This is a genomic window from Pseudarthrobacter sp. NIBRBAC000502772, from assembly GCF_006517235.1.
Classification (GTDB): Bacteria; Actinomycetota; Actinomycetes; order Actinomycetales; family Micrococcaceae; genus Arthrobacter.
Genome location: NZ_CP041188.1, coordinates 3,497,798 through 3,523,675 on the forward strand (window position 1 = coordinate 3,497,798; position 25,878 = coordinate 3,523,675).

Genomic DNA, 25,878 nt, shown 5'->3' on the forward strand with positions numbered 1-25,878 from the left:
CCCGGCGGCCGCCATCTGCGTGGCCTCCAGCGAAGAAAAGATCCCCGGCATCCGTGCCGGGGATCTTTTCTTTGTCCGCGATGTCATCGTCATCCGTGACTTCCAGTCGCAAATCGTTCGCGCCGCTGTGAGGATCAGCTTCCCTGGCCCACCAGGCCCCGGACCAGCCGTGCCCCCTGCCGCAGCGAAAGGCCGGGCAAATAGGCCCGGGTGAGCGCCCGTCCGATCGCCGGCAACTGCAGCGGATCCTGGTAATACAGGTAAAGGGTTCGGTACTCGGGTTTGAAGCGTGATTTAAAAGCCGCCAGGGACCGGAATCCGTAGACCGGTTCGAGCGCGTGGCCCACCACATCGAGGATGCGGACGAGGTTCTCTGCCGGCACCGGCTTCCCCGGCGTTTCGTCGCCGGGCCGGCTGGCGAGCGGGGACCCGGAGAGCGAGATCACCTCCACGGATTCGCGCAACTCCAAGACCGCCGAAGCAATGAGGAACTCCATCACCCCGGGGAATCCGTCAGCACCCCGGCGCATAACGTCCAGTGTGCGGCTGACCAGCGTCCCGCCGTCGTAAACGGGCAACCAACTGGTGACCCCGTGCACGTGGCCGTCGCCATCCACGGCCAGGCAGCACAGCACTTCTTCGTCCATCAGCTCATCCATGCCGCCCAGCGTGAATCCCATTTCCGGAACCGATTTTCCTGCCGCCCATTCCTCCGACACTTCGCTGAGCCGGGCACGCAGGGCGGACGGAAGCCCGTGGTATGTACCCCAGACGGCTTTGACGCCCATCTTGGCGGCGCGGTTGCGGGCAGTCCTGACGTTCTGCCATTCCTTGCCCGTGAATTCAAGTTGCCGGACGGACAGCCTGGTCTCCTGCGCCACCGACACGCGCTGGAAGCCCCGGTCCTGCAGCAGGGGCCACAGCGTGTCATCGCACGAGTAGAAGGCCGGGATGAGCGCGCGGTTGCCGCAGTAGGAAAGAAACCCTTCGGCAGTCCGCTGACGGGAGTCGGCCGCACCGAAGGGGCCGGCCAGCGTCAGGGCAACACTGCCGTGCAGCTGGTAGGCGACCGCGCCGCGTGCATCCGGGCTGAACCAGTACCGGTTGGGCTCCCAGAGGGCCATCCACGACAGTGAATCGCCGCCCTCACGCAACAGCTTCCGGGCCGCGGCCCTGTCGTCGTGGCCCGAATCGCTGCCATGATGCCGGCCCAGGAGCACGGACCAGACGCCGGCCAACGCAACGAGCCAGAAGACCGGTCCGGAATAACCAAAAATCAGGGACTCGAGGCCGTCCCGTTCGGCAAAGACCCGGTGGTAGAGATTCGGCAACGGAACCGGCAGATACTGCCTGGACAGTTCAGCCAGCAAGCCCAGCAGGCCGCCGTCGCGCGTCATTCCCCCCGCGGCAAACCAGGCCAGGGCGTAGCTCCCGGCCAGGAGGAGCCAGACGCCACCCACTACCGCCATGAGCCGACGACGGGCGGCAGGAATCGTCTCGACGCGGAACTGGCGGCGGTTAACCCAGAGCAGGACCGCCAGCAGCAGCGGGACGATCACCAAAGGCAGGATGTGGGCAAAACCCGAACCCATGGCGGCCGTATGCGGCCGCGCGGGATAGTGCGGGATCAGCGCGAACAGGGCCAGGTAGACGGCGGCCATCGCCGTGACCGCCAACTGAAGGGCCAACGTGATGCGCAGTGCCATGCGGCGGCCGCGGCGCATTCCGTCAGCACAGATGAGGAGCAGAACCACCGGCACTACTGCCAGGGCGAGGCCAAAGGGTCCCGCGAAGCCCGTCCGCCCCACCTCCAGGCAGGATGCCTCCACTGTTGCTCCGCAGTTTGCTTCAAGCTGGCCCAGTGTGGGCATGGGATTCAGCACCACGTCCCGGAGCAACGCCAGCGGGCCGGTGGGCGTCCGGGCAACGGCGGTAAGGATAGGCCCCACGGCGAACACGGCAACCGTCAGGGCGAGCAGGTTCCTGGTTTCCCTGCCACTCGAACGGGGCGGGTGAAGCTGGCCGTGGTCGCCCTGGTTCCACCAGCTGGCCGCGAGTCCTACCGCTGCACCAACCAGGCCGATGACGGTCTCGGCATGCCCCACATACAGGACCAGCAGCAGCGACACCGAGAGCAGCCCCGTCCGCAACCGGCGCCGCCACAGGACCGGAATCCTGCCGCTCGCTGCCAGCGAAGCCGCCAGGACGGCGGCGTAGGGTCCGATCAGGCTGTAGTCCGCCATCAGTCCCAGCCAGCCGTCTCCCGCATACCTCGCCACCTGGGTCAGGAGCAGAAAGACTGTAACGGCAGCAAACTGGCCACCGAGGAAAAACGCTGCGGCCTGAAGCGGCCCAAGATGCCTCTCGGCCAGGCCCAGCAGCAATAGGATCATCAGGGACGCCACCAGATAGGCCAGCGGGTTGGTGGCAAAGAACAGTGACGTCACCAGGGACCACCAGTTGCCGGCCTTCAGACCCGGGGCGCTGACGCCTGCGACAGATAGAAGGTCCTCCGGCGGCCCGCTGAGGAAGCTGCCGGTTGCCGCCCCGACCAACAGGAAAATACCGAGGATACTGAGGGTCAGTGGCACCGACCGCAGGTAGCCCCACATTCTTCGGACAGCCGGAAGCAGAACGGCTGACCAGAGCAGGGCCGGCGCACGGGATGCGCCAGCTTCCCTCATTTGGCCCACCCCCATTGTGCGGCCAGCAGCTCAAGCCCATTGTCCATGCCGGGAGTCAGCACGTCCCACGAATGGCCGGTGTGTGCCACCACGTCCGAGCCCACGGTGAAACCTGCCCCGCGGGCCGCCGCCTCAAGGGTCCGCAGATTTGCCACGAACTCCGGATCTGTGGCCCCGGCCGCGAAATACGCCACGCTGCCAGGATATTTGCGCTCCTTCAACAGCGTCAGCGGTATCTGGGCATCAAAGGCAGCGGTGTCGCCGCGGAAGGCCGCATCAACAGTTTTCTGGCGTTCCTTGGCCAGCGCAGGCTCGTTCTCGCTGGAAAAGGCGAGAACACCCGTGTACAGCTCCGGGTGGCGGGTGGCCATCTGGACTGCGCAGGTTGCACCAAAACTGAAACCGCCGATGGCCCATTGCCGGTGGTCGGAGTCCACGTCCAACGTTCCCGAGATCCATGCCGGCACATCGACAGCGAGGTAAGTGTCTGCCTGGGCGATGGCGCTGTCCATGCAGAGATTGTTCGCCGACTGGCTGCCGTTGGGATCAACCACCACAACAACAGGCGCCACTCCCCCATGCCGGGCGGCGAAACTGTCCATGCGTGCCGGGAGCGACCCGCCGGTCAACCAGTCGGCAGGGCCGCCGGGCTGGCCGGGCACCAGAACCAGGACCGGAAGGCTGGGACGATTCGAAGCAAAGTAGGCCGGCGGCAGGTAGATGTATGAGTCGCGTGCCTGGAGGCCCGAGGACGTTCCTGGGATGGATGCGGTGCGGAGAGCGCCATCGGCAGGGAGCTCACTGGCCGGTTTCCATCCGTCCAGAGACGTTGCCGGGCTGTTCGGCTGGCGCATCAGCTCCTGTTCCAGGGCCGGGACGCGGCTCAGCGCCGTTCCCGTCAAGTCCGCAACTGTCCGGTTGAGGCCGAAATAAGCGTTGATCTGCACCACGGCCAGCAGCACCACGGCGAGGAGGGCAAGCACATCCAGCGCACGGCGACGCCACGACGCCGTGCGAAGCCGGAGCAACACCAGCAGGAGGGCGGCCACGGCGGAAAACACCCACGCCAGGACGTCGAACGGCAGTTCTTCGGGGAAGGTTGAGGCCCAATAGATGAGGACCCAATGGACCAGGAGCACCACGACGGCTGCGGCGGCAACTGCGGCGGCAACACTGAGGAACCAGCGGCGGCCAAGGGCGCGCGGACGCCAGACCAGGGAAAGTGCGGCGGTGGAACCAAGAACCCAGGCGGCCCAGTACACCGGTCCGTCGGTCAACCGGATATCAGCGATCCAGTCCACGTGGCTAGCGCCAGGTACCCACGCCGATGACCGGCCCGGCTTCCAGCCAGGAGGACAGTCCCGTGTAGGCATCGAATTTCATGGCCAGCCGCAGATCCTGGCCTTCGTACCGCAGCTCGACAATCACGACGTCGGGCTGCACCTTTACGGCTTCGGCCTCGGTGGGCTTGCGGCGGCCCAGCAGCTCCAGGGAGCTGCGCTTGAACTTATGTTTGGGACGCACGCTCAGGGACAGCAGGCGGAACCATTCAAGGTCGTTGTCCTGGTAACGACAAACCCCCATCTGCCAGCTGTTTCCAGCAACGCAAATGGAGGCGTCCACTGTGCCAAGGGCGCGCCGCAGATTGAAGCGGCGCACCCCCGAAAGGCACAGTGCGAAAATCAGCAATCCGAAAACGATTGCCAAGGAGATGAACGTAAAAGTCGGAGCGTCCATCAAGGTCGTGCTAGCGGATCCCAGCAGTAGCCGCGTCACCCAGTTGGGCGTTGTCAGCAACAATCACCACGCGGTTGTTGTCGACGGAGAAGAATCCGCCGTCAACAGCCACGGCAATGCGGTTCCCGGAAACCGGCTCAATGGCCAGTTCACCTTCGGCCAGGATCGCCAGCAGGGGCGAGTGGCCGGGCAGGATTCCGATCTCACCATCGCTGGTGCGGGCCTTGACCATCTTGGCCGCTCCGGACCACACGAAGTGATCCGCTGCGACAATCTCAACCTCAAGCTCAGCCATATTACTTGGTCTGTTCCTGGATCTTGGCCCACTGGCGCTCAACATCGTCCAGGCCGCCGACGTTGAAGAACGCCTGCTCTGCAACGTGGTCAAGTTCGCCGTCGCAGATAGCGGTGAAGCCTTCAACTGTGTCCTTGATGGTCACGGTGGAGCCCTCGACGCCGGTGAACTGCTTGGCGGTGTAGGTGTTCTGGGAGAGGAACTGCTGGATACGGCGTGCACGCGACACGACGATCTTGTCCTCTTCCGACAGTTCGTCAACACCAAGGATGGCGATGATGTCCTGGAGTTCCTTGTTCTTCTGCAGGATCTGCTTCACACGGACAGCCGTGTTGTAGTGGTCCTGACCGATGTACTGCGGGTCCAGGATGCGGGACGTCGACGTCAGCGGGTCAACGGCCGGGTACAGACCACGGGAAGCAATTTCACGGGAAAGTTCCGTGGTTGCGTCGAGGTGTGCGAAGGTCGTGGCCGGGGCCGGGTCGGTGTAGTCATCTGCGGGAACGTAGATGGCCTGCATCGAGGTGATCGAGTGGCCCTTGGTGGACGTGATGCGCTCCTGGAGGAGACCCATCTCGTCAGCCAGGTTGGGCTGGTAGCCCACGGCCGACGGCATGCGGCCGAGAAGGGTGGAAACCTCGGAGCCTGCCTGGGTGAAGCGGAAGATGTTGTCGATGAAGAGCAGCACGTCCTGGTTCTGCACATCGCGGAAGTACTCCGCCATGGTCAGGGCGGACAGTGCAACGCGCAGACGCGTTCCCGGCGGCTCATCCATCTGGCCGAATACAAGGGCGGTGTCCTTGAGGACGCCTGCCTCTTCCATTTCAACCCAGAGGTCGTTACCTTCACGGGTACGCTCGCCAACACCGGCGAATACCGAGGTACCACCGAAGTTACGGGCCACACGGGTGATCATTTCCTGGATCAGAACCGTCTTGCCCACGCCGGCGCCGCCGAAGAGGCCGATCTTTCCACCCTTGATGTACGGGGTGAGAAGGTCAATGACCTTGATGCCGGTTTCCAGCATCTCGGTGGAGCCTTCGAGCGTTGCGAAGGCCGGGGCCTTGCGGTGGATCGGCCAGTAGTCCGCAGCCTGGATCTCGGACTCGTCAACATCCAGCGGCTTGCCGAGGACGTTGAAGATGTGGCCCTTGACGCCGTCGCCGACGGGCACGGTGATCGGAGAACCGGTGTCCACTACGTTGGTGCCGCGGACGAGTCCGTCGGTAGCCTGCAGGGCGATGGCGCGGATGAGGTTGTCGCCCAAGTGCAGGGCAACCTCGAACGTGATGGTCTTGGTCTCACCGTTGAGGGTAATCTCCGTGGTGAGGGCGTTGTAAATCGAGGGGATTGCGTCAGCCGGGAATTCGACGTCGACAACCGGGCCAATAACACGTGCAATACGGCCGGTCGCACCGGACGTTGCGGCTACGTGTTCGGTAGCAGTGGCAGTCATCTCTCTCACTTCACTCAGTAGATGGCGTGGGGTTTAAGTTTGTTCTTTAGTGCAGGTACAGCTGGACCGGACCGTGCAGGCTAGGACGCGTTCAAGGCGTCAGCACCGGCAACAATTTCGGAAAGCTCCTGCGTAATTTCAGCCTGACGGGCAGTGTTGCGCAGACGCGTGTACTTCTTGATGAGGTCCGTGGCATTGTCACCGGCGGACTTCATCGCCCGCTGGCGGGCTGCGAGCTCGGAAGCTGCTGCCTGCAACATGGCGGCGAAAATGCGTGACTCGATGTAGCGCGGGAGCAGGGCATCAAGAACCTGCTCCGCTTCCGGCTCGAATTCGTAGAGCGGCAGGAGGTCCGACTCGGACGCCGCCTGCTCTTCGACAACCTCAAGCGGAAGAAGACGGATGACCGTCGGCTCCTGCGTCACCATGGACTTGAAGCGGGTGTAAACAACATGGATCTCGTCCACGCCGCCCTCTTCGTAGTCTGCAGCGAAGGCTTCGAGCAATGCCGCGCGGACCTCACGTGCAGTTCCAAACTCCGGCGCGTCAGTGTTGCCGGTCCACACGCGCTCGTAAGAAAGGTTGCGGAAGTCGAAGTACGCCTGGGCCTTGCGGCCCATCACGTACGTCTTGACTTCTTTGCCCTCCTCGTGGAGCAGCTCGGTGAGACCGACCGCCTGCTTAAGCACTGTCGCCGAGTAGGATCCTGCAAGGCCGCGGTCTGCACTGATAACCAGGACAGCTGCCCGGCGGATTTGCGTCGGCTCGGTGACCAGCGGGTGGTCGATTTCGCTCTGGCTTGCGACAGCAGAAACGGCACGCGTAATCGCGTTTGCGTAAGGCAGTGAAGCCGCTACGCGTGCGCGGGCCTTGCCAATGCGCGAGGTAGCGATCAGTTCCATCGCCTTGAAGATCTTGCGCATCGACGTGGTCGAGCTGATCTTCTGGCGGTAGACCCGAATCTGGGCTCCCATACTTTTCCTTTCCTAAGATCCCGGTGGCCGGGACTGCCGGAACCTCGGGGTTCCGACAGTCCCTGCCAGCGAAACTAGCGCTTCTGCTTGACGATCTTTTCCTGGTCTACATCGGCTTCCGAGATAGCTTCGTGCTCCTCGTGGCCGGCGCCTACCAGGCGGTTGTCACCTTCACCGAAGAAGCCCTTTTTGAAGGCCACAATCGCGGTCTTCAGTGCTTCAGCGGTGTCATCGTCCATAACGTTGGTCTGCGCCAGCGTGGTCAGGATGGAGGACTTGTGCTTGAGGTGCTCCAGGAATTCGGTCTCGAAGCGGTTGATGTCCTCAACCGGAACCTCGTCGAGGTGGCCGTTGGTACCTGCCCAGATGGACACAACCTGGTTCTCGATCGGGAACGGTGAGTACTGGCCCTGCTTGAGCAGTTCCATCAGGCGGGCGCCGCGGGTCAGCTGCTGGCGCGATGCGGCATCGAGGTCCGACGCGAACATGGCGAAAGCCTGCATGTCGCGGTACTGGGCCAGTTCCAGCTTCAAAGTACCGGAGACCTTCTTCATGGACTTGACCTGCGCAGCACCACCCACGCGGGACACAGAGACACCCACGTCGACGGCCGGACGCTGGTTGGCGTTGAAGAGGTCCGACTGCAGGAAGATCTGGCCATCGGTAATGGAGATCACGTTGGTCGGGATGTAGGCAGAGACGTCGTTTGCCTTGGTTTCGATGAGCGGCAGGCCGGTCATCGAGCCGGCACCGAGCTCGTCGGAGAGCTTGGCACAACGCTCCAGCAGGCGGGAGTGCAAGTAGAAGACGTCGCCCGGGTAGGCTTCGCGTCCCGGCGGGCGGCGCAGCAGCAGCGAAACTGCACGGTAGGCCTCGGCCTGCTTGGAGAGGTCATCGAACACGATGAGGACGTGCTTGCCGCCGTACATCCAGTGCTGGCCGATGGCCGAACCGGCGTACGGTGCCAAGTACTTGAAGCCTGCGGGGTCAGACGCGGGGGAAGCCACAATGGTGGTGTATTCCAGTGCGCCGTTGTCCTCGAGGGTCTGGCGGACAGCCGCGATGGTGGATGCCTTCTGACCGATTGCCACGTAGATGCAACGCACCTGCTTGGTCACATCGCCGGAAGCCCAGTTGGCCTTCTGGTTGATGATGGTGTCGATGGCGATAGCCGACTTGCCGGTCTGGCGGTCACCGATGATCAGCTGACGCTGACCGCGGCCGATCGGGATCATGGCGTCGATAGCCTTCAGACCGGTCTGCATCGGTTCGTGGACCGACTTACGCTGGGTCACGCCGGGCGCCTGGAGTTCCAGTGCACGGGTTTCGGTGGTCTTGATTTCGCCGAGGTCGTCGATGGGCTGGCCCAAGGGGTCAACCACGCGGCCGAGGAAGGCGTCGCCTACCGGTACGGACAGAACCTGCCCGGTGCGGTGGACTTCCTGGCCCTCTTCGATGCCGGTGAAGTCACCGAGTACGATGACACCGATCTCGCGGACGTCAAGGTTCTGGGCCAGGCCCAGGGTGCCGTCTTCGAAGCGAAGCAGCTCGTTCGCCATGACCGAGGGAAGGCCCTCAACACGGGCGATGCCGTCACCTGCGGTTGTTACACGGCCAACCTCTACGCGCTCAGCGTTTCCGGGTTCGTAGGACGCCGCGAACTCGTTCAACGCAATACGGACGTCGTCGGCGTTGATGGTCAATTCGGCCATCTGCAGTCCCTGCTCTCCTGTTTTCGTGATCATCGTTGCTCACGATGACCGGGGTTTCGTTTCGTTAAGTTGTGCTTGTCCGGCTATCCGGCCAGTTGGCGGTGAAGCTGTCCCAGCCGGGTGATAACCGAAGCGTCGAGCACTTCGTCACCCACCTGGACACGGATTCCGCCGATCAGTTCAGGATCAACGGTGAGGTTGATCTTGAGCTCGCGACCGTACAGGGAATTAAGCCCTGCCTGGAGGCGGGCGAACTGCGTCTCCGTCAAGGGACGGGTGACGCTGACCGTTGCAATCCAGCGCTGCTGCCGTTTGGCTGCCAGCTCGGCGAACCGGGCTACGAGCCGAGTCGCCTTGATGCCGCGGGGCTGGGAAACTGCCTGCGCGATGAGGACTTTTGCTTCCTCGCCTGCGCCGGGATGCAGCTTCTGCGCCAACGCGGTCTTCGCTGCAGCACTGGCCTGCGGCTCCGACAGAGCACGTTGTACCTCGTGGTTGGAGGCAACGGCCTGGTTGAAGGAGAACAGATCGTTCTCCAGCTCTTCCAGCCCAGAGATCCCGGAGGCAGAAACGGCCGACTTGTTTTCAGCAACAGCGATAACCACCGTTGCGGCAAGCGTCTCGAGTGCATCGCCGATATCTCGGGCCGATGCCCAGCGTGAACTGGCCAGTCCGCCCGCGATGTCCGCAGCCTCAGCGGAGACTTTTCCGCCAACAAGCTGCCTGACAAGCGCCGACTTTTCGTCACCGGTGCGGGACGGATCAGTCAGGGCGCGGCGCAAGCCAGCCGAGCTGTCCACCGTTCCCAGGATTCCGAAGAGTTCCTTAGCCAACTGCAGCGAGGCCAACGGAAGCTTTGCTTCCAGTTGGGTCAGCGCCGTGGTCAGCGATTCGCTCGATACACCTGACATTACTTAGCTGCACCTGCGTTCTGGTTCTCCAGATCTGCCAGGAAGCGGTCAACAACACGGGCGGAACGCTCGTCATCGTTGAGTGCTTCGCCAACGATGCGGCCTGCCAGCGTGGTGGCCAGCGTGCCTACCTCGGAGCGCAGGGACACAACTGCGGCCTGGCGCTCCGATTCGATCTGCACGTGTGCCTGTGCCGTGATGCGGGCAGACTCAGCGGCAGCCTTTTCCTTCAGATCTGCAAGGATCTGGGCGCCTTCAGCACGGGCTTCCTCGCGGATGCGGTTAGCTTCCGCGCGGGCGTCCGTAAGCTGCTGCTTGTATTCTTCGAGGGCGGCTGATGCTTCTGCCTGGGCCTTCTCGGCCTTGGCAATACCGCCTTCGATTGCCTCAGCGCGCTCTGCAAACGTCTTCTCGAACATCGGGACAACGAACTTGACCACGATGAACATGAGGACAGCAAAGCCGGCGAGGACAACGCCCATTTCCCAGACGTTGGGTACCAGTGGGTTAGTCTCGCCCGCAGTGGCGGCTGAGATGATCACCTGGTTCATAATTCACCCGTCCTTATCTACTCGGTTCTGGATGTTCGCTTGGTTCTGAGGACTAGCTCAGGACGAAGGCGAAGACCAGGCCGAGGATGGCGAGGGCTTCAGTCAGCGCGAGGCCGAGGAACGCGATCGGCTGCAGGACGCGCTGGGCTTCCGGCTGACGTGCTACGCCGTTGATGTAAGCAGCGAACACGAGACCAACACCGATACCACCGCCGATTGCGGACAGTCCGTAGCCGATGAGGTTGAGGGAGCCGTTGATGGTGCCTTCCATTTTTCTTCCTTTCAAGATGCCACCCATGTGGCAGGTTGTTTGGGTTGCTTCATCCCCGTGAGGGGAAGTTTGTGGGTGCCTAGTGGCTGTCCGCGTGCAGGGCGCCTTCGATGTAGATGGCGGTCAGCAGCGTGAAGACGTAGGCCTGAAGGGCCATGATCAGTGCTTCCAGCATGTACATGGCAACTGCGCCGGCGATGACCAGAAGGGAGGTTCCCTTGAGCAGGATGTTCTCCTGCATCACCAGGTACTCAATACCGGAACCGGCGATCATGACGATCAGGTGTCCTGCCAGCATGGTGGCGAAAAGACGGAGGCTGTGTGTGACCGGCCGGACCAGGAAGTTCGAGATGATCTCGATCGGGATGACAATCGGGAGAATGTACACCGGGACGCCGGACGGTACGGTGGCCAGCTTGAAGTACCTCAGGCCGTTCTTCTTGATGCCGATGGCAATCCAGGTGACGTATACAATGCCCGCGAGGACGTAGGCGCCGCCAACGTGCGAGAAGCTCGGGAGCTGGATCACGGGAATGGCGCCGTAGATGTTGTTCACCAGAATGAAGAAGAAAAGGCTGAACAACAGCGGGACATACTTCATGAAGTCTTTGCCGCCGATAATGTCTTTTGCAATGCCGTTTCGGACAAAGCCATAAGCCATTTCACCAGCGAACTGGAGCTTGCCGGGAACAAGCTGCTGCTTCCGCGCAGCTAGCAGAAAGAATGTGGCGATAATGACGACCGACAGGATTACCAGCAGCATCTGCTTGGAGAATCCGTCAGCCACCCCCCACGGCAGGATTGCCGGCAGGTGCATTTCTTCAATTCCAGGAGGATTGAACTCTCCTGAATCTTGGGCCGGGAGCGCAAGCGCGATCAACGCGTTTCCTCTCTGCAGTGTCCATCATTGGGCGTTGGTCGAGGACCCGCGGAATTGTGCTCCGCAGCTCCCCCTGTGAAATTATTTGGCATTTGTGTTTCCGTCCGCGGACGGGCCGCTGTCTGCGCCGCTCTTACCTGCCGTGGTTCTGGAACTGGTAAGGCCATGCATGTGGGAAAGATAGAAACCTCCGAGAGCTCCAAGCAGAGCGCCTGCGAGCACGATCCAGCGGGTTCCCCACAGATAATCCAGACCCCACCCTATCAAACTCCAGACGATGATTCCGCCAATAATGTAGCTAAAGACGGCCATTCCGGCGTTGTATCCGCCGTCGTTGTTTTCGGCCGACACCCCCGGCGTGGGCGCAGCGTTCTTGGGCACGGAGGAACCGTTTTTCGCTGTTCGTTTCCGATCAGGCATCGTTCGGCTCCTTGGGCTCGGGGTCGTTGTAAATCTGCAGGCGCGCCTTGCTGAAGCCATAGATTTCGGCAGCCTGCCAGAAGACAACAGTGGCAACGGCACCAATCAGGAACCATCGGTCGTGAAGCCAGGCAGGTGCTCCGATCACAAACAGGACAACCGCGAAACCCACGACCTTGACAAAGTAGGTGGCCGCGAACATCCCGATGGCACCGGAGGGGTTGTTGCGCCCCATGAAGTGGCCGACGAGAAGACTGATGGCGAAGAAGAGCATCACCAGGAGGCCGCCCAAAGTACTGGACAGGACGCCGCTGGGGCCGTTCAGGATCACAGCCGGGATGCCTGCCAGAATCAGCGCGCCTGCACCGGCAACTGAACTGAGTGCGAGGAGGCGAAGCCACAGCGAGCGCGTGGGACCGGAAACACCAACGGGTCCGCTGCCGGACGAACGTCCGGGTTCGGCGTTGGAGGTCATAAGATCCCAATCGTCGGCGCCCTGGGGCTGGGTGGAGGGGCAGCTTGGGCTGCCCTTGAATTCTACACGAGATAGAAATATATCCGAACGCCGTTACGCCGGCGACTGGTCACTGTGGCGGCGCAGGTAAGGCCAGGCCGTAATCAGGCCCGTAACCAGCGTGGCGAAGATGTCGGCGGCCAATACTACTTGCCAGGGGAAGACTGCAAAGGCCAATCCCCCGAAGGACAGGACGGCGGTCCAGAGGTACATCAGGATCACGGCCGTCCGGTGCGAGTAACCGATATCCAGCAGCTTGTGGTGGAGGTGGCCGCGGTCTGCGGACCATGGCGAACGTCCCCGCGCTGTCCGGCGGACGACGGCGAGGCCCAGGTCAAGCAGTGGCAGGAACAGCACGGCGAAGGGCAGCAGAATCGGTATGACTGTGGAGATACCGTTGGCGCGGTCGTACAGCCCCGACGTGATCTGGCCTGTGGAGACGATGCCGGCGGCCGCCATCAGCAGGCCGATCAGCATGGCACCGGAATCGCCCATAAAGATCTTGGACGGGAACCAGTTGTGCGGCAGGAAGCCGATGCAACTGCCAACGACGACGGCGGTGAGCAGGGTGGCCAGGTCCGAATAGTCCAACAGGACGGCGTTCCGGTGCACCCAGTACGCCGTGAAGAAGAAGGCAGTTCCGCCGATGATGGCAACGCCAGCGGCCAGCCCGTCGAGGCCGTCAATGAAGTTGAAGGCGTTCATGGTGGTGACGATCAGCCCTGCCGTCAGCACCACCCGGAGCAGTTCGTTCTCCAGATAGATCGGCTCCGGAACCCACGGGACTATGGTCATCCGGACGCCCCAGATGGCCACCACCAGGGCTGCGGCGCTCTGGCCGATGAGCTTCACCCACCAACGGATGTCCAGGAGGTCATCCGCGATCCCCACGAGCACGATCAGTGCCGCGCCCGCCAGGACGCCCCATGGCGAGAAGTTGTTCCGGTAGATGTCCTTGACGAAGAAGGACTGGCTGGCGACGATGAGGGCCACCAGCACGCCGAGGAAGATGGCCACACCTCCCAGCCGGGACACCGGCGTCGTATGCATGTCACGGCTGCGGATGGGGGCGTGGAGTTCAAGCCGGTGCCCGATGACGCGGGCACCCCAGGTGGCTCCGTAGGACACGACGGCAGCCGTCAGCCCCATAAGCAGGTACATAATCATGCGATAGCGGCCGTTTCGTCGGTGTGCGGCGCAACCCTGCGGGTGCGCACGGGCATGGACAGCGGCCCGAACAGGTGGTCCTCGATCGATGGGCTCACTGGCGGGAAATCTGACTTTCGATAAATGAAACTTCTCCGTCGCCGGGCGCGCAGCAGGCAGTGCTTGGTGCCTTACAGGGCTGTATTACAGTGGACTCTAGTCAAGATACTAGCGCCAACGGCTCCATGGCTTCGCGCCACACTGGCGCATTGCGAGCGGGGAATCCCCTGAAGGCCATGCTGAAAGGAATCCCCATGACCGTCCGGGTTGCAGTTGCCGCCGTGACATTTAACCGTCATAAAGAGCTGTCCGTCCTGCTGGACGCCATTAATGCGCAGTCCGCGGCAGTGAACACCATCTGCCTTGTCGACAGCGGCACCGACCCCGCACGCGAAGTTGCCGGGCGGCACACAAATGTTGATTACGTCCGTTCCGAAGCGAACCTCGGCGGAGCAGGCGGCTTTGCCCTCGCCGCGCTGAAGGCGGTGGCCAGCGGTGCCAAATGGGTCTGGATGATGGACGACGACGCCGAGCCGGCAGATCCCGAATGCCTCGCGACGCTGCTGCGTGAGGCTGAGGCCCGCGACCTTGAAGCCGTGGTCCCGCTGGTGGTTGCCCCGGGCCATCCCGACCGGCTGTCCTTCTTCTTCCGGCTGGACGGGAAAGTCACCCACGACCGGGCCGAACTGGAAAAAGTAGGTTTCCTACCCAACGACGGACACTTCTTCAACGGTGCCCTGATCAGGTCCGACGTGTTTTTCAAGGTGGGCCTGCCGGACATGCGCCTCTTCATCCGCGGCGACGAGGTGGACTTCACCATCCGCCTCCGCAAGGCGGGCATCCGGTTCGGCACGGTGACCACCACCGCCATCACCCACCCGCATGCGTTTTCCGAGACGAAGCACGTCTTTGGTGCACGATGGCATGTGATCGTGCCGGATTCGGCGTTCAAACGCTACTACTACTACCGCAACCGCGGGTACCTGATCCGTCGCTATTTCCGGGTTAAGTCGCTGGTGGCCGACGTCGGCGGCTATCTTGGCTATTTTGCGCAGCGCCGTGACCTGAAGGGACTGCTTGCCTGGGCAAGTTCCTTCTCGAAGGGACTGCGTGCCAAGGGCTTCGCGCCGCTGGAGGACCAGAAGTTCTAGGACACGCGCCGCAGCCGGCGCCGCGCCAGCAGCCACAGCAGCACCCACGGCTCGCCAAACACGCGGTACGCCACGCGGCGGGGATGCAGCAGCAGGCGCCATGCCCATTCCAGCCCGAGCCTCCCGAGCCATCGAGGTGCAAGTTTCTGGATTCCGGCCAGCTGTTCGATCGCGCCGCCCACGGTGCAGTAGATGGCCGGCGGGAGCGCGCCGAGCCGGCGCTGCAGCACTGATTCCTGCAGCGGCATGCCCAACCCGAGCAGGACTAGCTGGGGTTGCTGCTCTGCGAGCCAGCGCACAGCGGCCGTTTCGACGTCGTCGTTCCAGCCCTCGCCGGGCAGGCCCGCTACGGTTGCACCGGGAACAAGGCTCCGGAGCTTTTCGACAGCCAACGCGTTCGCCTCGGCGCCGGCGCCAACCACCGCCATCCGCTTCAGGCCGGTAACCCTGCCCAGGGACGGCAACCAGTCCGTGGAACCCAGCCGGTACTCCATGACCGGCCCCACGGCATTCCCCGTCCGGCTCCACAGCCAGAGCACCGGCGCCCCATCGAGGAGCACCACGTCGCTCTCCTCATAGACGGAACGAAACCCCGCGTCGGAATGTGTCAGCGTGACACTGTGCAGGTTATGTCCGACGACGGTCCGCTTGGTCCCGTCGGCGACGAACCCCGCCAGCACCTCAATCAGGTCGTCAACCTTGAGCGGCGTGGCGTCCACGCCCAGGACGGGGATGTGCTGGCGTGCCAGGCTCACCCGTTAGTCTCCCGAACCGGCGCGGACGGCTCGTCGGCAGCTTTTTCGGCTGCCGGCTCTTCAGCGGCCGGCTCTTCGTCTGCTGATTCGGCCGGCAGAGCGACTGGTTCAGATTCTTCCTCGGGCTCAGCCATCGGGATCTCGCCCAGGCCCAAGACGCCCGGAACGTGCTCCCGGAGTTGCTCCAGGGACACAGCGCCATTGCGCACGACGCGCAGGAGAGGACCGGTGGCATCCACGATTGTGGAGGGCACGGCGTCGGTTCCTTCCACCGGCCGGAAACCGCCTTCGAGGTAGACCTCCACGGATTCCGCGAGCTGGGCTCGTGCCTCCGCGGCGGTCTGCGCCGGCGGCTGGCCGGTCCGGTTGGCGGAGGACACGGCCAGCGGACCGGTCAGCGTCAGGAGTTCCTGGGCCACCTCGTCGGCGGGCATACGCAGGGCCACCGTTCCCTGGGTCTCGCCCAGGTCCCAGTCCAGCGACGGCTGGGCGTGCAGGATCAGGGTCAGTCCCCCCGGCCAGAACGCCTCGGCGAGCTTGCGGGCATCAGCGGAAACATCTGTGGCCAGGCCGTCCAGCGCGTTGATCCGGGGAATCAGTACCGGCGGCGGCATGGTGCGGCTGCGCCCTTTGGAGGCCAACAGCATGGTGACCGCCTGCGGCGAAAAGGCGTCGGCGGCAATTCCGTAGACCGTGTCCGTGGGGAACACCACGCACTTCTTTTCGCTGATGGCACGCTGGGCATGCTCCAGGCCAAGGGCGCGCTGGTCCTCGGACGTACAGTTGTAGGTTGTGGTCACTGGCCTATTCTTTCATCACTCGTGGTGCGGACCGGCAAGGACGGCGCTGGTGGCGCGTTCCTTGCCGTTGAGGTCCAGATGCGTGGTGATCTCCCGCCAGGCACCCGTCCGCTGCATCATGCCGGCGATCCAGCCGGCCTGGACTTCCGCGTGTTCCATCACGAAGTAGCCGCCGGGAACCAGCAGCCGGGCAGCAGAGGCGGCCGCCGCCGTCGGAAGTTCCATGCCGTCCGCTCCCCCGCCGTACAGGGCTTCGGGAGGGTCGTGCAGGGCAACTTCGGGTTCATTCGGGATGGCTTCGGCGGGAATGTAGGGCGGGTTGGAGATTACGACGTCGAAGGTTCCGTTTAGTTCCGGCAGCGCGTCGCGGAAGTCCCCCAGCACCAGCTTGACGCCCAGGGGCGCCAGGTTCCGGGCCGCCCACGCGTGCGCGAACGGACTGTATTCCACGGCGTGGACTTCCGCGCCGGGCACCTCATAGGCGATGGAGCCGGCGATCGCGCCGGACCCCGTGCCCAGGTCCACAATCCGCGGGTGCGCCATCCCCTTGACGTGGTCGATGACCAGTTGCACCACGGACTCTGTTTCCGGCCGGGGGATAAAAACCCCCGGCCCGACGGCGAGCTCCAGGTACCTGAAGTGCGCCACCCCGGTGATGTGCTGCAGCGGGATCCGTTGGGCCCGTTCAGCGACAAGTTCGGCGTAGCCAACAGGTGCCGGAGTGTCCCCCAGCATCATCGCCCGGAGCCTGCCGAGCCCCACACCGAGCAGGTGGTCCGCCAGGAGTTCCGCGTCGACGCGGGGGCTGGGGACCCCGGCGTCCCGGAGGATCACCGTGGCCTCGCTGACGGCAGCCGCGAGGGACTGCCCAGACCCGAGTGTCATGGGTGCCGGCGGCTAGTCGCCGATGGCGTCCAGGCGCGCCTGTTCGTCCATCTCGATGGCGGACTGGATGACCGGTTCCAGGTCCCCGTTCATGACCTGGTCCAGGTTGTAGGCCTTGTAGCCGGTGCGGTGGTCCGCGATCCGGTTCTCCGGGTAGTTGTACGTGCGGATACGCTCCGAACGGTCCATGGTGCGGATCTGGGATTTACGCTGGGCCGAGTTCTCGGCGTCGATGATTTCCTGCTGGTGCGCCAGGATGCGGGCGCGGAGCACGCGCATGCCTGCTTCGCGGTTCTGCAGCTGGGATTTCTCGTTCTGCATGGCCACCACGATGCCGGTGGGAAGGTGCGTGATACGGACAGCAGAGTCCGTGGTGTTCACGGACTGGCCACCGGGACCCGACGAGCGGTAGACGTCGATCTTGAGGTCGTTCTGGTTGATGTCCAGCTCTTCGGGCTCGTCAACTTCGGGGAGGACCAGGACGCCGGCGGCGGAGGTGTGGATGCGGCCCTGGGATTCGGTGACGGGCACACGCTGCACGCGGTGGACGCCGCCTTCGAACTTGAGCCGTGCGTAGACGCCCTCGGCGGGATCGTTCGAGTTGCCTTTGACGGCCATCTGGACGTCCTTGTAGCCACCGAGATCGGATTCGTTGGCCGAGATGAGTTCGGTCTTCCAGCCGCGGGATTCCGCGTACCGGGTGTACATCCGCAGGAGGTCGCCGGCGAAGAGCGCGGCTTCGTCGCCGCCTTCGCCGCCCTTGACCTCAAGGATCACGTTGCGGGCGTCGTCGGGGTCCCGCGGAATGAGGAGCCTGCGCAGCTTCGCCGAAGCCTGCTCCAGCGCTTCCTCCAGCACGGGAACCTCGGCAGCGAACTCAGGGTCCTCCGAGGCCATTTCCTTCGCAGCGGCGAGGTCGTCCTCCAGGGCATGCCACTTGTTGTATGCCTCCACGATGCCGTTGAGCTGCGCAGAACGCCGCCCCAGCTTCCGGGCCAGCCGCTGGTCAGCATAGACAGCAGGATCACCAAGCTGCGCCTGGATAGCATCATGCTCATCAAGCAGGCCCTGTACGGACTCAAACATTTCAAAACCTCTTTCGACTCTTACAAGTCTAGTTTCACGGGACTTAACGACGAACCGCCCAAAACATGCCAGCCATCAGGCCGGCATGTTTTGAGCGGTGAGCGCAGCTACTTGTCGTTATCCGACTTCGCGCCAAGCGTTGTCTTCTGGACCTGCATGAGGAACTCGACGTTGCTCTGGGTCTCCCGGATCTTGTTGGTCAGCAGCTCAAGGCTCTGCTGCGTTTCGAGTCCGGAAAGGACGCGGCGCAGCTTCCACATGATCTTGACTTCCTCGGGGGAAAGCAGGTTCTCTTCGCGGCGGGTACCGGACGCGTTGACGTCCACGGCCGGGAAGATGCGCTTGTCCGCCAGCTGGCGGGACAGGCGGAGCTCCATGTTGCCGGTGCCCTTGAACTCTTCGAAGATGACCTCGTCCATCTTGGAACCGGTCTCCACGAGCGCGGTTGCCAGGATGGTCAGCGAGCCACCGTTTTCGATGTTGCGGGCTGCACCGAAGAAGCGCTTCGGCGGGTACAGCGCGGCAGAGTCGACACCACCGGACAGGATACGGCCGGAGGCCGGTGCTGCCAGGTTGTAGGCGCGGCCCAGGCGGGTCATGGAGTCCAGGAGGACCACCACGTCCATACCCATTTCCACGAGGCGCTTGGCGCGTTCGATGGAGAGCTCGGCCACCGTGGTGTGGTCATCGGCGGGACGGTCGAAGGTGGAGGCAATGACCTCACCCTTGACGGTGCGCTGCATGTCCGTCACTTCTTCGGGGCGTTCGTCAACAAGCACCATCATGAGGTGGACCTCAGGATTGTTGGTGGTGATGGCGTTGGCGATGGACTGCAGGATGAGCGTCTTGCCGGCCTTCGGCGGCGAGACGATCAGGCCGCGCTGGCCCTTGCCGATCGGGGCAACCAGGTCGATGACGCGGGGGCCGATCTTCTTGGGATCCGTCTCCAGGCGCAGGCGCTCGGACGGGTACAACGGAACCAGCTTGGCGAATTCGACGCGGTCCTTGAGCTCTTCCGGCGTCTTGCCATTGACCGAGGTGACGCGGACCAGGGCGTTGAACTTCTGCCGTGCGGTCTGCTGGCTGCGGTCTTCGCCTTCACGCGGTGCACGGATGGCACCCACGCAGGCGTCGCCCTTGCGCAGGTTGTACTTCTTGACCTGGGCCAGGGAGACGTAAACGTCGTTCGGACCCGGCAGGTAACCGGAGGTGCGGATGAACGCGTAGTTCTCCAGCACGTCCAGGATGCCGGCGACGGGCAGCAAGACGTCGTCCTCGGTGACCTCGACGTCGTCGACGTCCGGTCCCTGGGCGCGTCCCCGACGGCGGTCGTTGCGGTCGCGGAAGCGGTCGTTACGCGAGTTGTCCCGGCTGTCCTGGCCGCCACCGGAGCGGTCGCTCCGGTCATTGCGGTCGTTCCGGTCGCGGCGGTTGCGGCGGTTGCGGCGGCTGCCGCCGTCGGAATCGTCGTTATCGCGGCTGTCATCGCGACGGGCGCCGTCACGCTGGCCGGCGTCACGGCTGCCTGCGTTGTCGCGGCCACCATCGGTGGTCTCACGGGCCGTGGTTTCACGGGCGGTGGTCTCACGGGCCGTGGTTTCACGGGCGGTGGTGTCACGGGCCGTGGTTTCACGGGCAGTGGTGTCACGAGCCGTGGTTTCACGGGCTGCGGTGTCGCGGGCGCCACGGGTGCGGCCGCTCTCGCGGCGGTCAGCACGCTGGCCGTCGCCGGTTTCGGCGCCCTGGGTTTCTGTGCGCTGGGAATCAGCACGCTGGGTTTCGGTACGGTCAGCCTGGCGCTGTTCAGCGGCGGGCTGCTCGGCCGGAGCCTCAGTGGCTTCTGCCTGCGTTGACGTGGCGGCCGCATCGCCGCGGCGGCGGTTACGGGTACGCGGCTGGCGGCGTTCGCCCTCAGCTGCTGCGCCGGCCTCAACGGGCGCTGACGCCGGAGCCTCAACGGGTGCGGCGGCCGGAGCTTCAGTGGCCGTTGCCGCGGCGGGGGCCGCAACTACTCCGTCACTGACAGCACGGCGGCTGCGTCCACGGCCACGGGCACGGGTCCCCTCAGCGGCCGGGGCCTCCGAGGTTTCGCTTGCGGCAGCCACCGGTACGGCAGCGGCCGGGGCTACGTGGTTTTCGGACGCCTTCTCGGCAGCCTTGGCCGGGGCCTTGCTGGCTGACGTGCCTGCGCGATGGGCGGAAATGGCGGTCACCAGATCCCCCTTACGCATGCGGGATCCACCGGAAATCCCCAGCTGGCTGGCAAGTGCCTGCAGCTGGGCGAGCTTGAGGCCGGCGAGGCCACTGCTCTTGGCGGGTGCGGCCGTTGACGATCCGGCAGCAGAAGTTGATGGTTCCACAGCTGAAGACAGCTCAGTGGTTTCGGTCACGAAGGATCCTTCCCCCTCGACGGCGTCCAGACTGGGAGCTGGACGCGATGATTTGATCTGGGCTGCAGTTCAGATCTGCAGCCGCATTTTCGGTCTTGCCGGTTGGATTTCGGCCAGCAGGGCCGGATACTGATTCACCTCACGCACCGATTAATGGCGGGGCGCTGGGCTGACGATTCAGGGGCAGACAATTCAGCTGCAGATTCCTGCGACAGACCAAGCAGGCGGCACCGGAAAATATTGCGCAGTAGGAGATCACTAACAACTGAATGCAGCTGCCGATCAGATAGGCGGAATTACCGCCGGTGCAAGTCCACCTTAGCACCTTCGACGTCCACTGCCAGCTTCAGCACGCGCCAGCCGATACCCGGCGTGTTCGCCTCTGTAAAGGACTCAATAAACCCAAGGACCTCGGCGGCTTCGGCTTCGCCGTCGGCGAGAACCAGGACCGTAGGTCCTGCACCCGAAACCACTGCCGCGTGGCCCGCGTTGCGCAGTGCCCTGATGAGGGACGCGCTGGGCCGCATCGCCTCGGCCCGGTAACTCTGGTGCAGGTAATCCTCGGTGCCGGCATGCAGAAACTCGGGCTTCTGGGTCAGCGCATGGATCAGCAGCGCAGCCCGTCCGGAGTTCATGGCCGCCGCATGATGGCCCACAGACGCCGGCAGCAGGGCGCGCGCGGCTTCGGTGGACAATTCAAAATCGGGGACAGCCACGATGGGAATCACGGAACCGGCCACGGTAGCGCATGTGCTGCTGTATCGGTCACTGTCCTGCCATGACAGCGCCAGTCCGCCGAAAATCGCGGGCGCGACGTTGTCCGGATGGCCTTCCATCTCGCTGGTCAGCTGCAGGATCCAGTCCCGCCCGCGACGCGCCGCTTCGGGCACCATGGCATTGGCGGCCGAGACGGCCGCCACCACTGCCGACGCCGATGATCCCAGACCCCGGCCATGGGGGTTGACGTTCGTCGCCGTGATCCTGAGGCCGCCGTGCCGGTAACCAAGCCGGGAAAAGGCAGCCTCCATCGCCCTGACCACCAGGTGGCTGGCGTCCTGCGGCAGCGTGTCCGCCCCCTCGCCGCTGAGCTCGAAGACGAGCTCAGCGGATTCGAGGCTTTCCACCGTCAGGGTGTCGTGCAGCGCCAGGGCGAGGCCCAGGCTGTCGTAACCCGGTCCGAGGTTGGCGCTTGTGGCCGGGACCCTGACGGTGACGCGCTGGCCTGCTTCGATGACGGGCAGGTCAACGGCGGTGGGCGAGGTGGTTTCCAAGGCTACTTTTCTTCCAGTCCCAGTTCAGCTGCGACTGTCACGACGTCGTTCGAGACCTTGACCGGCTGGACTTCACTGCCATCCTCGGTCCGGAGAGCCCACTGGGGGTCCTTGAGGCCGTGGCCGGTAACGGTGATGACGATGGTCTTGCCGGTGGGAACTTCACCGGCGGCGTGCTTCTTGAGCAGGCCGGCCACACCGGCGGCGGAGCCGGGCTCCACAAAAACGCCTTCGCGGGCGGACAGCCAGCGGTGGGCATCGAGGATCTGTTCGTCAGTCACGGCGTCGATGAATCCGCCGGACTCGTCACGTGCAGCGATGGCACCGTCCCAGGACGCCGGGTTGCCGATCCGGATGGCAGTGGCGATGGTGTCCGGTTCCGTGATGGGGTGCCCTGCCACGAACGGTGCCGCGCCGGCGGCCTGGAAGCCCCACATCTGCGGGGTTTTGGTGGACACGGCGGGCAAGGTTCCGGCCGTGTCGGATTCGAACGGCGCCGAGTACTCCTTGTAGCCCTTCCAGTACGCCGTGATGTTGCCGGCGTTGCCTACGGGCAGGACGTGGATGTCCGGAGCATCGCCGAGCGAATCAACAATCTCAAACGCGCCCGTCTTCTGGCCCTGGATGCGGGCCGGGTTCACGGAGTTGACCAGGAACACCGGGTAGGACTCCCCCAGCTTCCGTGCAATGTCCAGGCAGTTATCGAAGTTGCCGTCCACCTGGAGCAGCGTGGCGCCGTGCGCGATGGCCTGGCTCAGCTTGCCCATAGAGATCTTGCCTTCGGGGACCAGTACAGCGCATTTCAGTCCCGCTGCCGTGGCGTAGGCCGCGGCGGACGCGGAGGTGTTGCCGGTTGACGCGCACACCACGGCCTTGGCGCCGGACGCGACGGCGGCCGTCATGGCCATGGTCATGCCGCGGTCCTTGAACGAACCGGTGGGGTTCATCCCCTCGACCTTCAGGTACACCGTGGAACCGGTGAGCTCGGAGAGCTTCTGCGCGTGGACCAGCGGCGTGCCGCCTTCGCCCAGCGTGATGACCCTGGTGGATTCCGTTACGGGCAGCCGGTCAGCGTATTCGCGGATAACGCCGCGCCATTGGTGAGCCACTTAGACTCCTTCTACCCGCAGAACGGATGTCACTGAATTGATGACGTCCAGGCCCTTGACGGCCTCGACGGTGGCTGCGAGGGCAGCCTCTGATGCGCGGTGGGTAACGATCCGCAGTTCGGCAGACTCCACGTTGGACTCTGCGTCCCGGTGGATGGTCTGCCGCATGATTTCGATGGACACGCCGTGCTCCGCAAAGAGCTGGGCGATCCGGGCCAGCACGCCGGGCTGGTCAGCGACGTCCAGGCCGATGTAGTAGCTGGTGATGGCTGAGGCGATGGGCAGGGCCGGGACGTGGCCGGTGGTGGTCTCCGTGCGTCCCGGGCCGCCCAGCACAATGCGGCGTGCGGCCGAGACAAGGTCGCCCAGGACGGCGGAGGCCGTCGGGGTTCCGCCGGCACCCTGGCCGTAGAACATCAGTTCGCCCGCGTTTTCCGCCTCGATGAAGACCGCATTGAACGCGCCACGAACGGCGGCCAGCGGGTGCTCGCGCGGCAGCAGCGTGGGGTGCACGCGCACGGAAACGCCTTCGCCGCCGTCGGCATCCGTGAGCTTTTCGGCAATGGCCAGCAGTTTGATGACAAATCCGGCGTCCTTGGCTGCAGCGATGTCCGCCGCGCTGACGGACGTGATGCCTTCGCAGTGGACGTTTTCCAGGGCGAAGCGGGTGTGGAAGGACAGCGACGCGAGAATGGCGGCCTTGGAGGCGGCGTCGTGGCCTTCGACGTCGGCGGTGGGGTCGGCTTCGGCGTAGCCAAGGCGCTGGGCCTCGGCGAGGGCGTCAGCGAACTGGGCGCCGGTGGAGTCCATCTGGTCCAGGATGAAGTTGGTGGTGCCGTTGACGATACCCAGCACGCGGGTAATGCGGTCGCCGGCCAGGCTGTCCCGGATGGGGCGCAGGATGGGGATGGCACCGGCGACGGCGGCCTCGTAGGACAGCTGCACGCCGGCCTTGTCGGCCTCTTCATAGAGGGTGGGTCCGTCCTGGGCGAGCAGGGCCTTGTTGCCGGTGACTACACAGGCGCCGTTGCGCAGCGCGGAGAGGATCAGCGTGCGGGCAGGCTCGATCCCGCCCATGAGCTCGATTACCAGGTCGGCGTCCTTGACCAGGGTGTCGGCGTCGGTGGTGAAGAGGTCCTGCGGCAGGTCCACATCCCGCTTGGCATTGACGTTGCGCACGGCGATGCCGCTGAGCTGCAGGCGGGCACCGGTACGGGCGGCAAGGGCGTCGGCGTCCTCAATGAGAATCCGCGCAACCTGGGCCCCAACGTTGCCACAGCCCAGCAGGGCTACTTTCAGGGTTCGCAATTCAGTCATTCGGCACTCCCATGTCGCGGTTAAGCAGATCTTCTTCGGTTTCCCCGCGGACAATCAGCCGGGCAGATCCGCCGCGCACCGCGACAACGCCCGGCCGGGCCAGATAGTTGTAGTTGCTTGACAGGGCCCAGCAGTAGGCGCCGGTCCCCGGTACAGCAAGCAGATCACCGGCTGCCACGTCCTCGGGCAGATATACATCTCTAACAACTATGTCGCCGCTCTCGCAATGTTTGCCCACTACGCGGGACAGCTGCGGGGACGCCGAGGACGTGCGGGAGGCCAGAATCGCCGAATAATCCGCGTCGTAGAGCACCGGGCGGGCGTTATCGCTCATGCCTCCGTCCACTGACACATAGCGGCGCGGATGCGTAACGTTCTTGTTGGCCTCTGAATCGCCCGGCGCGTCGACGCGGACAGTTTTCAGGGTACCCACCTCGTACAACGTGAAGGTGGTGCTGCCGACAATTGCGCGTCCGGGTTCGATCGAAATCCGGGGAGCAGTGATACCCAGCTCAGCACACGTGGAACGCACGACGGCGGCCATCGCCTGCGCGACGTCAGCTGCGGGGCGCGGGGTGTCCACCGGGGTATAGGCAATGCCGTAGCCGCCGCCGAGGTCCAGCTCGGGCATCACGATGGAGTACTTTTCCTGCATGGCAGCGTGGAAGCGCAGGAGCTTCTGCGCGGCGAGTTCAAAGCCGTCCGGCTCGAAGATCTGCGAGCCGATGTGGCAGTGCAGGCCCAGCAGTTCGATGCTGGCGTACCCTGTGGCCGCAGCCACGGCCTCCTCCGCTGCTGACAGTCCGGCCTGCTCGGTGGTATCCCCGGCCATGGAGAGACCGAATTTCTGGTCCTCGTGGGCGGTGGCGATGAACTCGTGGGTGTGCGCGTGGACGCCGGGAGTCAGGCGCAGCATAACGTTGGCAATTTCGCCGCGGTCCGAGGCGATTTTGGCAACGCGGTCCAACTCATCGAGGCTGTCCACCACGATTCGTCCCAGCTTCATATCCAGCGCCCGGTTGATCTCGGCGTCGGATTTGTTGTTGCCGTGCAGGCCCAGGTTTTCGCCCTTGATGCCGGCCCGGGCCGCCACCGCGAGCTCGCCGCCGGAACACGTGTCCAGCCGGAGTCCTTCGTCTGCCACCCAGGCGGCTACTGCTGTGCACAGGAAGGACTTGCCAGCATAGTAGACGTCCACTCCCCCGCAGATGTCGGCAAACGCGGCATCAAAGGCATCCTTGAAGGAACGTGCGCGGGCCCGGAAGTCTGTCTCGCTCATCACAAAGAGCGGCGTGCCGAACTGCGCCTTGAGCTCGCTGACGGCGATGCCATCGATGGCGAGCTCACCGGCGTCGTTCTTCCGCACATCCTGCGCCCACATGGGCTCGTGGAGCGCGTTCAGGTCCGCGGGAACGGCGAGCCACCCGGGAGCAAGCGGGGATCCGCTGTTGGTGTCCAGTGCTGACACCTTCTGCGTCGAGGTTTCCTGTGCCGACATCAGTT

At 64.1% G+C, this 25,878-nt stretch carries 24 protein-coding genes; 1 reads left to right on the forward strand and 23 read right to left on the reverse strand.

Annotation, left to right across the window (positions count from 1 at the left end):
• Positions 1-134: 134 nt before the first annotated feature.
• The 14 genes from NIBR502772_RS16190 to NIBR502772_RS16255 form a co-directional block, all read right to left on the reverse strand.
• A complete protein-coding gene (locus NIBR502772_RS16190; RefSeq protein ID WP_141140963.1) occupies positions 135-2,684 on the reverse strand; it encodes a bifunctional lysylphosphatidylglycerol flippase/synthetase MprF in 2,550 nt (849 codons plus the stop codon).
• On the reverse strand, positions 2,681-3,985 hold the full coding sequence (locus tag NIBR502772_RS16195) for an alpha/beta hydrolase family protein (protein WP_141140964.1): 1,305 nt from the start codon (positions 3,983-3,985) through the stop codon (positions 2,681-2,683). Before NIBR502772_RS16195 ends, NIBR502772_RS16190 begins: the two co-directional genes overlap by 4 nt.
• Before the next feature lie 4 nt (positions 3,986-3,989).
• The gene (locus tag NIBR502772_RS16200) at positions 3,990-4,421 is read right to left on the reverse strand and encodes a DUF2550 domain-containing protein (RefSeq protein ID WP_056349397.1); all 432 of its coding nucleotides are present in this window, start codon (positions 4,419-4,421) and stop codon (positions 3,990-3,992) included.
• 10 nt (positions 4,422-4,431) lie between these two features.
• Positions 4,432-4,716 carry a F0F1 ATP synthase subunit epsilon gene (locus tag NIBR502772_RS16205; protein WP_056349400.1) on the reverse strand — a complete coding sequence of 95 codons (285 nt, stop codon included), beginning with the start codon at positions 4,714-4,716 and terminating at the stop codon, positions 4,432-4,434.
• 1 nt (position 4,717) lies between these two features.
• Positions 4,718-6,172 carry a F0F1 ATP synthase subunit beta gene (gene atpD, locus NIBR502772_RS16210; RefSeq protein WP_141140965.1) on the reverse strand — a complete coding sequence of 485 codons (1,455 nt, stop codon included), beginning with the start codon at positions 6,170-6,172 and terminating at the stop codon, positions 4,718-4,720.
• 80 nt (positions 6,173-6,252) lie between these two features.
• Positions 6,253-7,146, reverse strand: coding sequence for a F0F1 ATP synthase subunit gamma (locus NIBR502772_RS16215; protein ID WP_141140966.1), 894 nt, complete (start codon positions 7,144-7,146; stop codon positions 6,253-6,255).
• A 74-nt stretch (positions 7,147-7,220) separates the two neighbouring features.
• Complete coding sequence (gene atpA, locus NIBR502772_RS16220) at positions 7,221-8,858, reverse strand: F0F1 ATP synthase subunit alpha (RefSeq protein ID WP_141142110.1); 1,638 nt, start codon at positions 8,856-8,858, stop codon at positions 7,221-7,223.
• 83 nt (positions 8,859-8,941) lie between these two features.
• Complete coding sequence (locus NIBR502772_RS16225; RefSeq protein WP_104061170.1) at positions 8,942-9,769, reverse strand: F0F1 ATP synthase subunit delta; 828 nt, start codon at positions 9,767-9,769, stop codon at positions 8,942-8,944.
• Entirely contained in the window at positions 9,769-10,320 is a 552-nt protein-coding gene (locus NIBR502772_RS16230; RefSeq protein ID WP_056349412.1) for a F0F1 ATP synthase subunit B, read from the reverse strand. Before NIBR502772_RS16230 ends, NIBR502772_RS16225 begins: the two co-directional genes overlap by 1 nt.
• Before the next feature lie 52 nt (positions 10,321-10,372).
• Complete coding sequence (atpE, locus tag NIBR502772_RS16235) at positions 10,373-10,591, reverse strand: ATP synthase F0 subunit C (RefSeq protein WP_011775261.1); 219 nt, start codon at positions 10,589-10,591, stop codon at positions 10,373-10,375.
• Positions 10,592-10,670: 79 nt separating this feature from the next.
• A complete protein-coding gene (gene atpB, locus NIBR502772_RS16240) occupies positions 10,671-11,471 on the reverse strand; it encodes a F0F1 ATP synthase subunit A (RefSeq protein WP_141140967.1) in 801 nt (266 codons plus the stop codon).
• An 81-nt stretch (positions 11,472-11,552) separates the two neighbouring features.
• The gene (locus NIBR502772_RS16245) at positions 11,553-11,891 is read right to left on the reverse strand and encodes a hypothetical protein (protein ID WP_227008120.1); all 339 of its coding nucleotides are present in this window, start codon (positions 11,889-11,891) and stop codon (positions 11,553-11,555) included.
• Positions 11,884-12,366 carry a hypothetical protein gene (locus NIBR502772_RS16250; RefSeq protein WP_141140968.1) on the reverse strand — a complete coding sequence of 161 codons (483 nt, stop codon included), beginning with the start codon at positions 12,364-12,366 and terminating at the stop codon, positions 11,884-11,886. Before NIBR502772_RS16250 ends, NIBR502772_RS16245 begins: the two co-directional genes overlap by 8 nt.
• 93 nt (positions 12,367-12,459) lie before the next feature.
• Positions 12,460-13,572 (reverse strand): MraY family glycosyltransferase, encoded by a 1,113-nt coding sequence (locus NIBR502772_RS16255; protein WP_141140969.1) that lies wholly within the window; start codon positions 13,570-13,572, stop codon positions 12,460-12,462.
• A 293-nt stretch (positions 13,573-13,865) separates the two neighbouring features.
• Here NIBR502772_RS16255 and NIBR502772_RS16260 point away from each other — a divergent pair, with 293 nt between their 5' ends.
• Entirely contained in the window at positions 13,866-14,762 is an 897-nt protein-coding gene (locus NIBR502772_RS16260; RefSeq protein WP_141140970.1) for a glycosyltransferase, read from the forward strand.
• Here NIBR502772_RS16260 and NIBR502772_RS16265 read toward each other — a convergent pair.
• From NIBR502772_RS16265 to lysA, 9 genes are all read right to left on the reverse strand, one after another.
• Positions 14,759-15,517: a WecB/TagA/CpsF family glycosyltransferase gene (locus NIBR502772_RS16265; RefSeq protein ID WP_141140971.1), complete on the reverse strand. Its 759-nt coding sequence runs from the start codon at positions 15,515-15,517 to the stop codon at positions 14,759-14,761. The genes NIBR502772_RS16260 and NIBR502772_RS16265 overlap by 4 nt on opposite strands.
• A complete protein-coding gene (locus NIBR502772_RS16270) occupies positions 15,514-16,317 on the reverse strand; it encodes an L-threonylcarbamoyladenylate synthase (RefSeq protein ID WP_141140972.1) in 804 nt (267 codons plus the stop codon). The genes NIBR502772_RS16265 and NIBR502772_RS16270 overlap by 4 nt, the downstream gene beginning before the upstream one ends.
• Positions 16,318-16,332: 15 nt before the next feature.
• Positions 16,333-17,202, reverse strand: coding sequence for a peptide chain release factor N(5)-glutamine methyltransferase (gene prmC, locus NIBR502772_RS16275; RefSeq protein WP_141140973.1), 870 nt, complete (start codon positions 17,200-17,202; stop codon positions 16,333-16,335).
• Positions 17,203-17,214: 12 nt separating this feature from the next.
• On the reverse strand, positions 17,215-18,288 hold the full coding sequence (prfA, locus tag NIBR502772_RS16280) for a peptide chain release factor 1 (RefSeq protein WP_058932004.1): 1,074 nt from the start codon (positions 18,286-18,288) through the stop codon (positions 17,215-17,217).
• 107 nt (positions 18,289-18,395) lie between these two features.
• Complete coding sequence (rho, locus tag NIBR502772_RS16285; protein ID WP_141140974.1) at positions 18,396-20,678, reverse strand: transcription termination factor Rho; 2,283 nt, start codon at positions 20,676-20,678, stop codon at positions 18,396-18,398.
• A gap of 296 nt (positions 20,679-20,974) precedes the next feature.
• The gene (gene thrB / locus NIBR502772_RS16290; protein WP_141140975.1) at positions 20,975-21,949 is read right to left on the reverse strand and encodes a homoserine kinase; all 975 of its coding nucleotides are present in this window, start codon (positions 21,947-21,949) and stop codon (positions 20,975-20,977) included.
• 2 nt (positions 21,950-21,951) lie between these two features.
• Positions 21,952-23,058 (reverse strand): threonine synthase, encoded by a 1,107-nt coding sequence (thrC, locus tag NIBR502772_RS16295; protein ID WP_141140976.1) that lies wholly within the window; start codon positions 23,056-23,058, stop codon positions 21,952-21,954.
• Positions 23,059-24,375: a homoserine dehydrogenase gene (locus NIBR502772_RS16300; protein WP_141140977.1), complete on the reverse strand. Its 1,317-nt coding sequence runs from the start codon at positions 24,373-24,375 to the stop codon at positions 23,059-23,061.
• Entirely contained in the window at positions 24,368-25,873 is a 1,506-nt protein-coding gene (gene lysA, locus NIBR502772_RS16305) for a diaminopimelate decarboxylase (RefSeq protein ID WP_141140978.1), read from the reverse strand. Before lysA ends, NIBR502772_RS16300 begins: the two co-directional genes overlap by 8 nt.
• Positions 25,874-25,878 lie beyond the last annotated feature (5 nt).

Coding starts and splice junctions, on each gene's coding strand:
- NIBR502772_RS16190 (WP_141140963.1), bottom strand. CDS start 2,684: ATGAGGGAAGCTGGCGCATCCCGTGCGCCGGCCCTGCTCTGGTCAGCC.
- NIBR502772_RS16200 (WP_056349397.1), bottom strand. CDS start 4,421: ATGGACGCTCCGACTTTTACGTTCATCTCCTTGGCAATCGTTTTCGGA.
- NIBR502772_RS16205 (WP_056349400.1), bottom strand. CDS start 4,716: ATGGCTGAGCTTGAGGTTGAGATTGTCGCAGCGGATCACTTCGTGTGG.
- atpD (WP_141140965.1), bottom strand. CDS start 6,172: ATGACTGCCACTGCTACCGAACACGTAGCCGCAACGTCCGGTGCGACC.
- NIBR502772_RS16215 (WP_141140966.1), bottom strand. CDS start 7,146: ATGGGAGCCCAGATTCGGGTCTACCGCCAGAAGATCAGCTCGACCACG.
- atpA (WP_141142110.1), bottom strand. CDS start 8,858: ATGGCCGAATTGACCATCAACGCCGACGACGTCCGTATTGCGTTGAAC.
- NIBR502772_RS16225 (WP_104061170.1), bottom strand. CDS start 9,769: ATGTCAGGTGTATCGAGCGAATCGCTGACCACGGCGCTGACCCAACTG.
- NIBR502772_RS16230 (WP_056349412.1), bottom strand. CDS start 10,320: ATGAACCAGGTGATCATCTCAGCCGCCACTGCGGGCGAGACTAACCCA.
- atpE (WP_011775261.1), bottom strand. CDS start 10,591: ATGGAAGGCACCATCAACGGCTCCCTCAACCTCATCGGCTACGGACTG.
- NIBR502772_RS16245 (WP_227008120.1), bottom strand. CDS start 11,891: ATGCCTGATCGGAAACGAACAGCGAAAAACGGTTCCTCCGTGCCCAAG.
- NIBR502772_RS16250 (WP_141140968.1), bottom strand. CDS start 12,366: ATGACCTCCAACGCCGAACCCGGACGTTCGTCCGGCAGCGGACCCGTT.
- NIBR502772_RS16255 (WP_141140969.1), bottom strand. CDS start 13,572: ATGATTATGTACCTGCTTATGGGGCTGACGGCTGCCGTCGTGTCCTAC.
- NIBR502772_RS16260 (WP_141140970.1), top strand. CDS start 13,866: ATGACCGTCCGGGTTGCAGTTGCCGCCGTGACATTTAACCGTCATAAA.
- prmC (WP_141140973.1), bottom strand. CDS start 17,202: ATGACACTCGGGTCTGGGCAGTCCCTCGCGGCTGCCGTCAGCGAGGCC.
- prfA (WP_058932004.1), bottom strand. CDS start 18,288: ATGTTTGAGTCCGTACAGGGCCTGCTTGATGAGCATGATGCTATCCAG.
- NIBR502772_RS16300 (WP_141140977.1), bottom strand. CDS start 24,375: ATGACTGAATTGCGAACCCTGAAAGTAGCCCTGCTGGGCTGTGGCAAC.
- lysA (WP_141140978.1), bottom strand. CDS start 25,873: ATGTCGGCACAGGAAACCTCGACGCAGAAGGTGTCAGCACTGGACACC.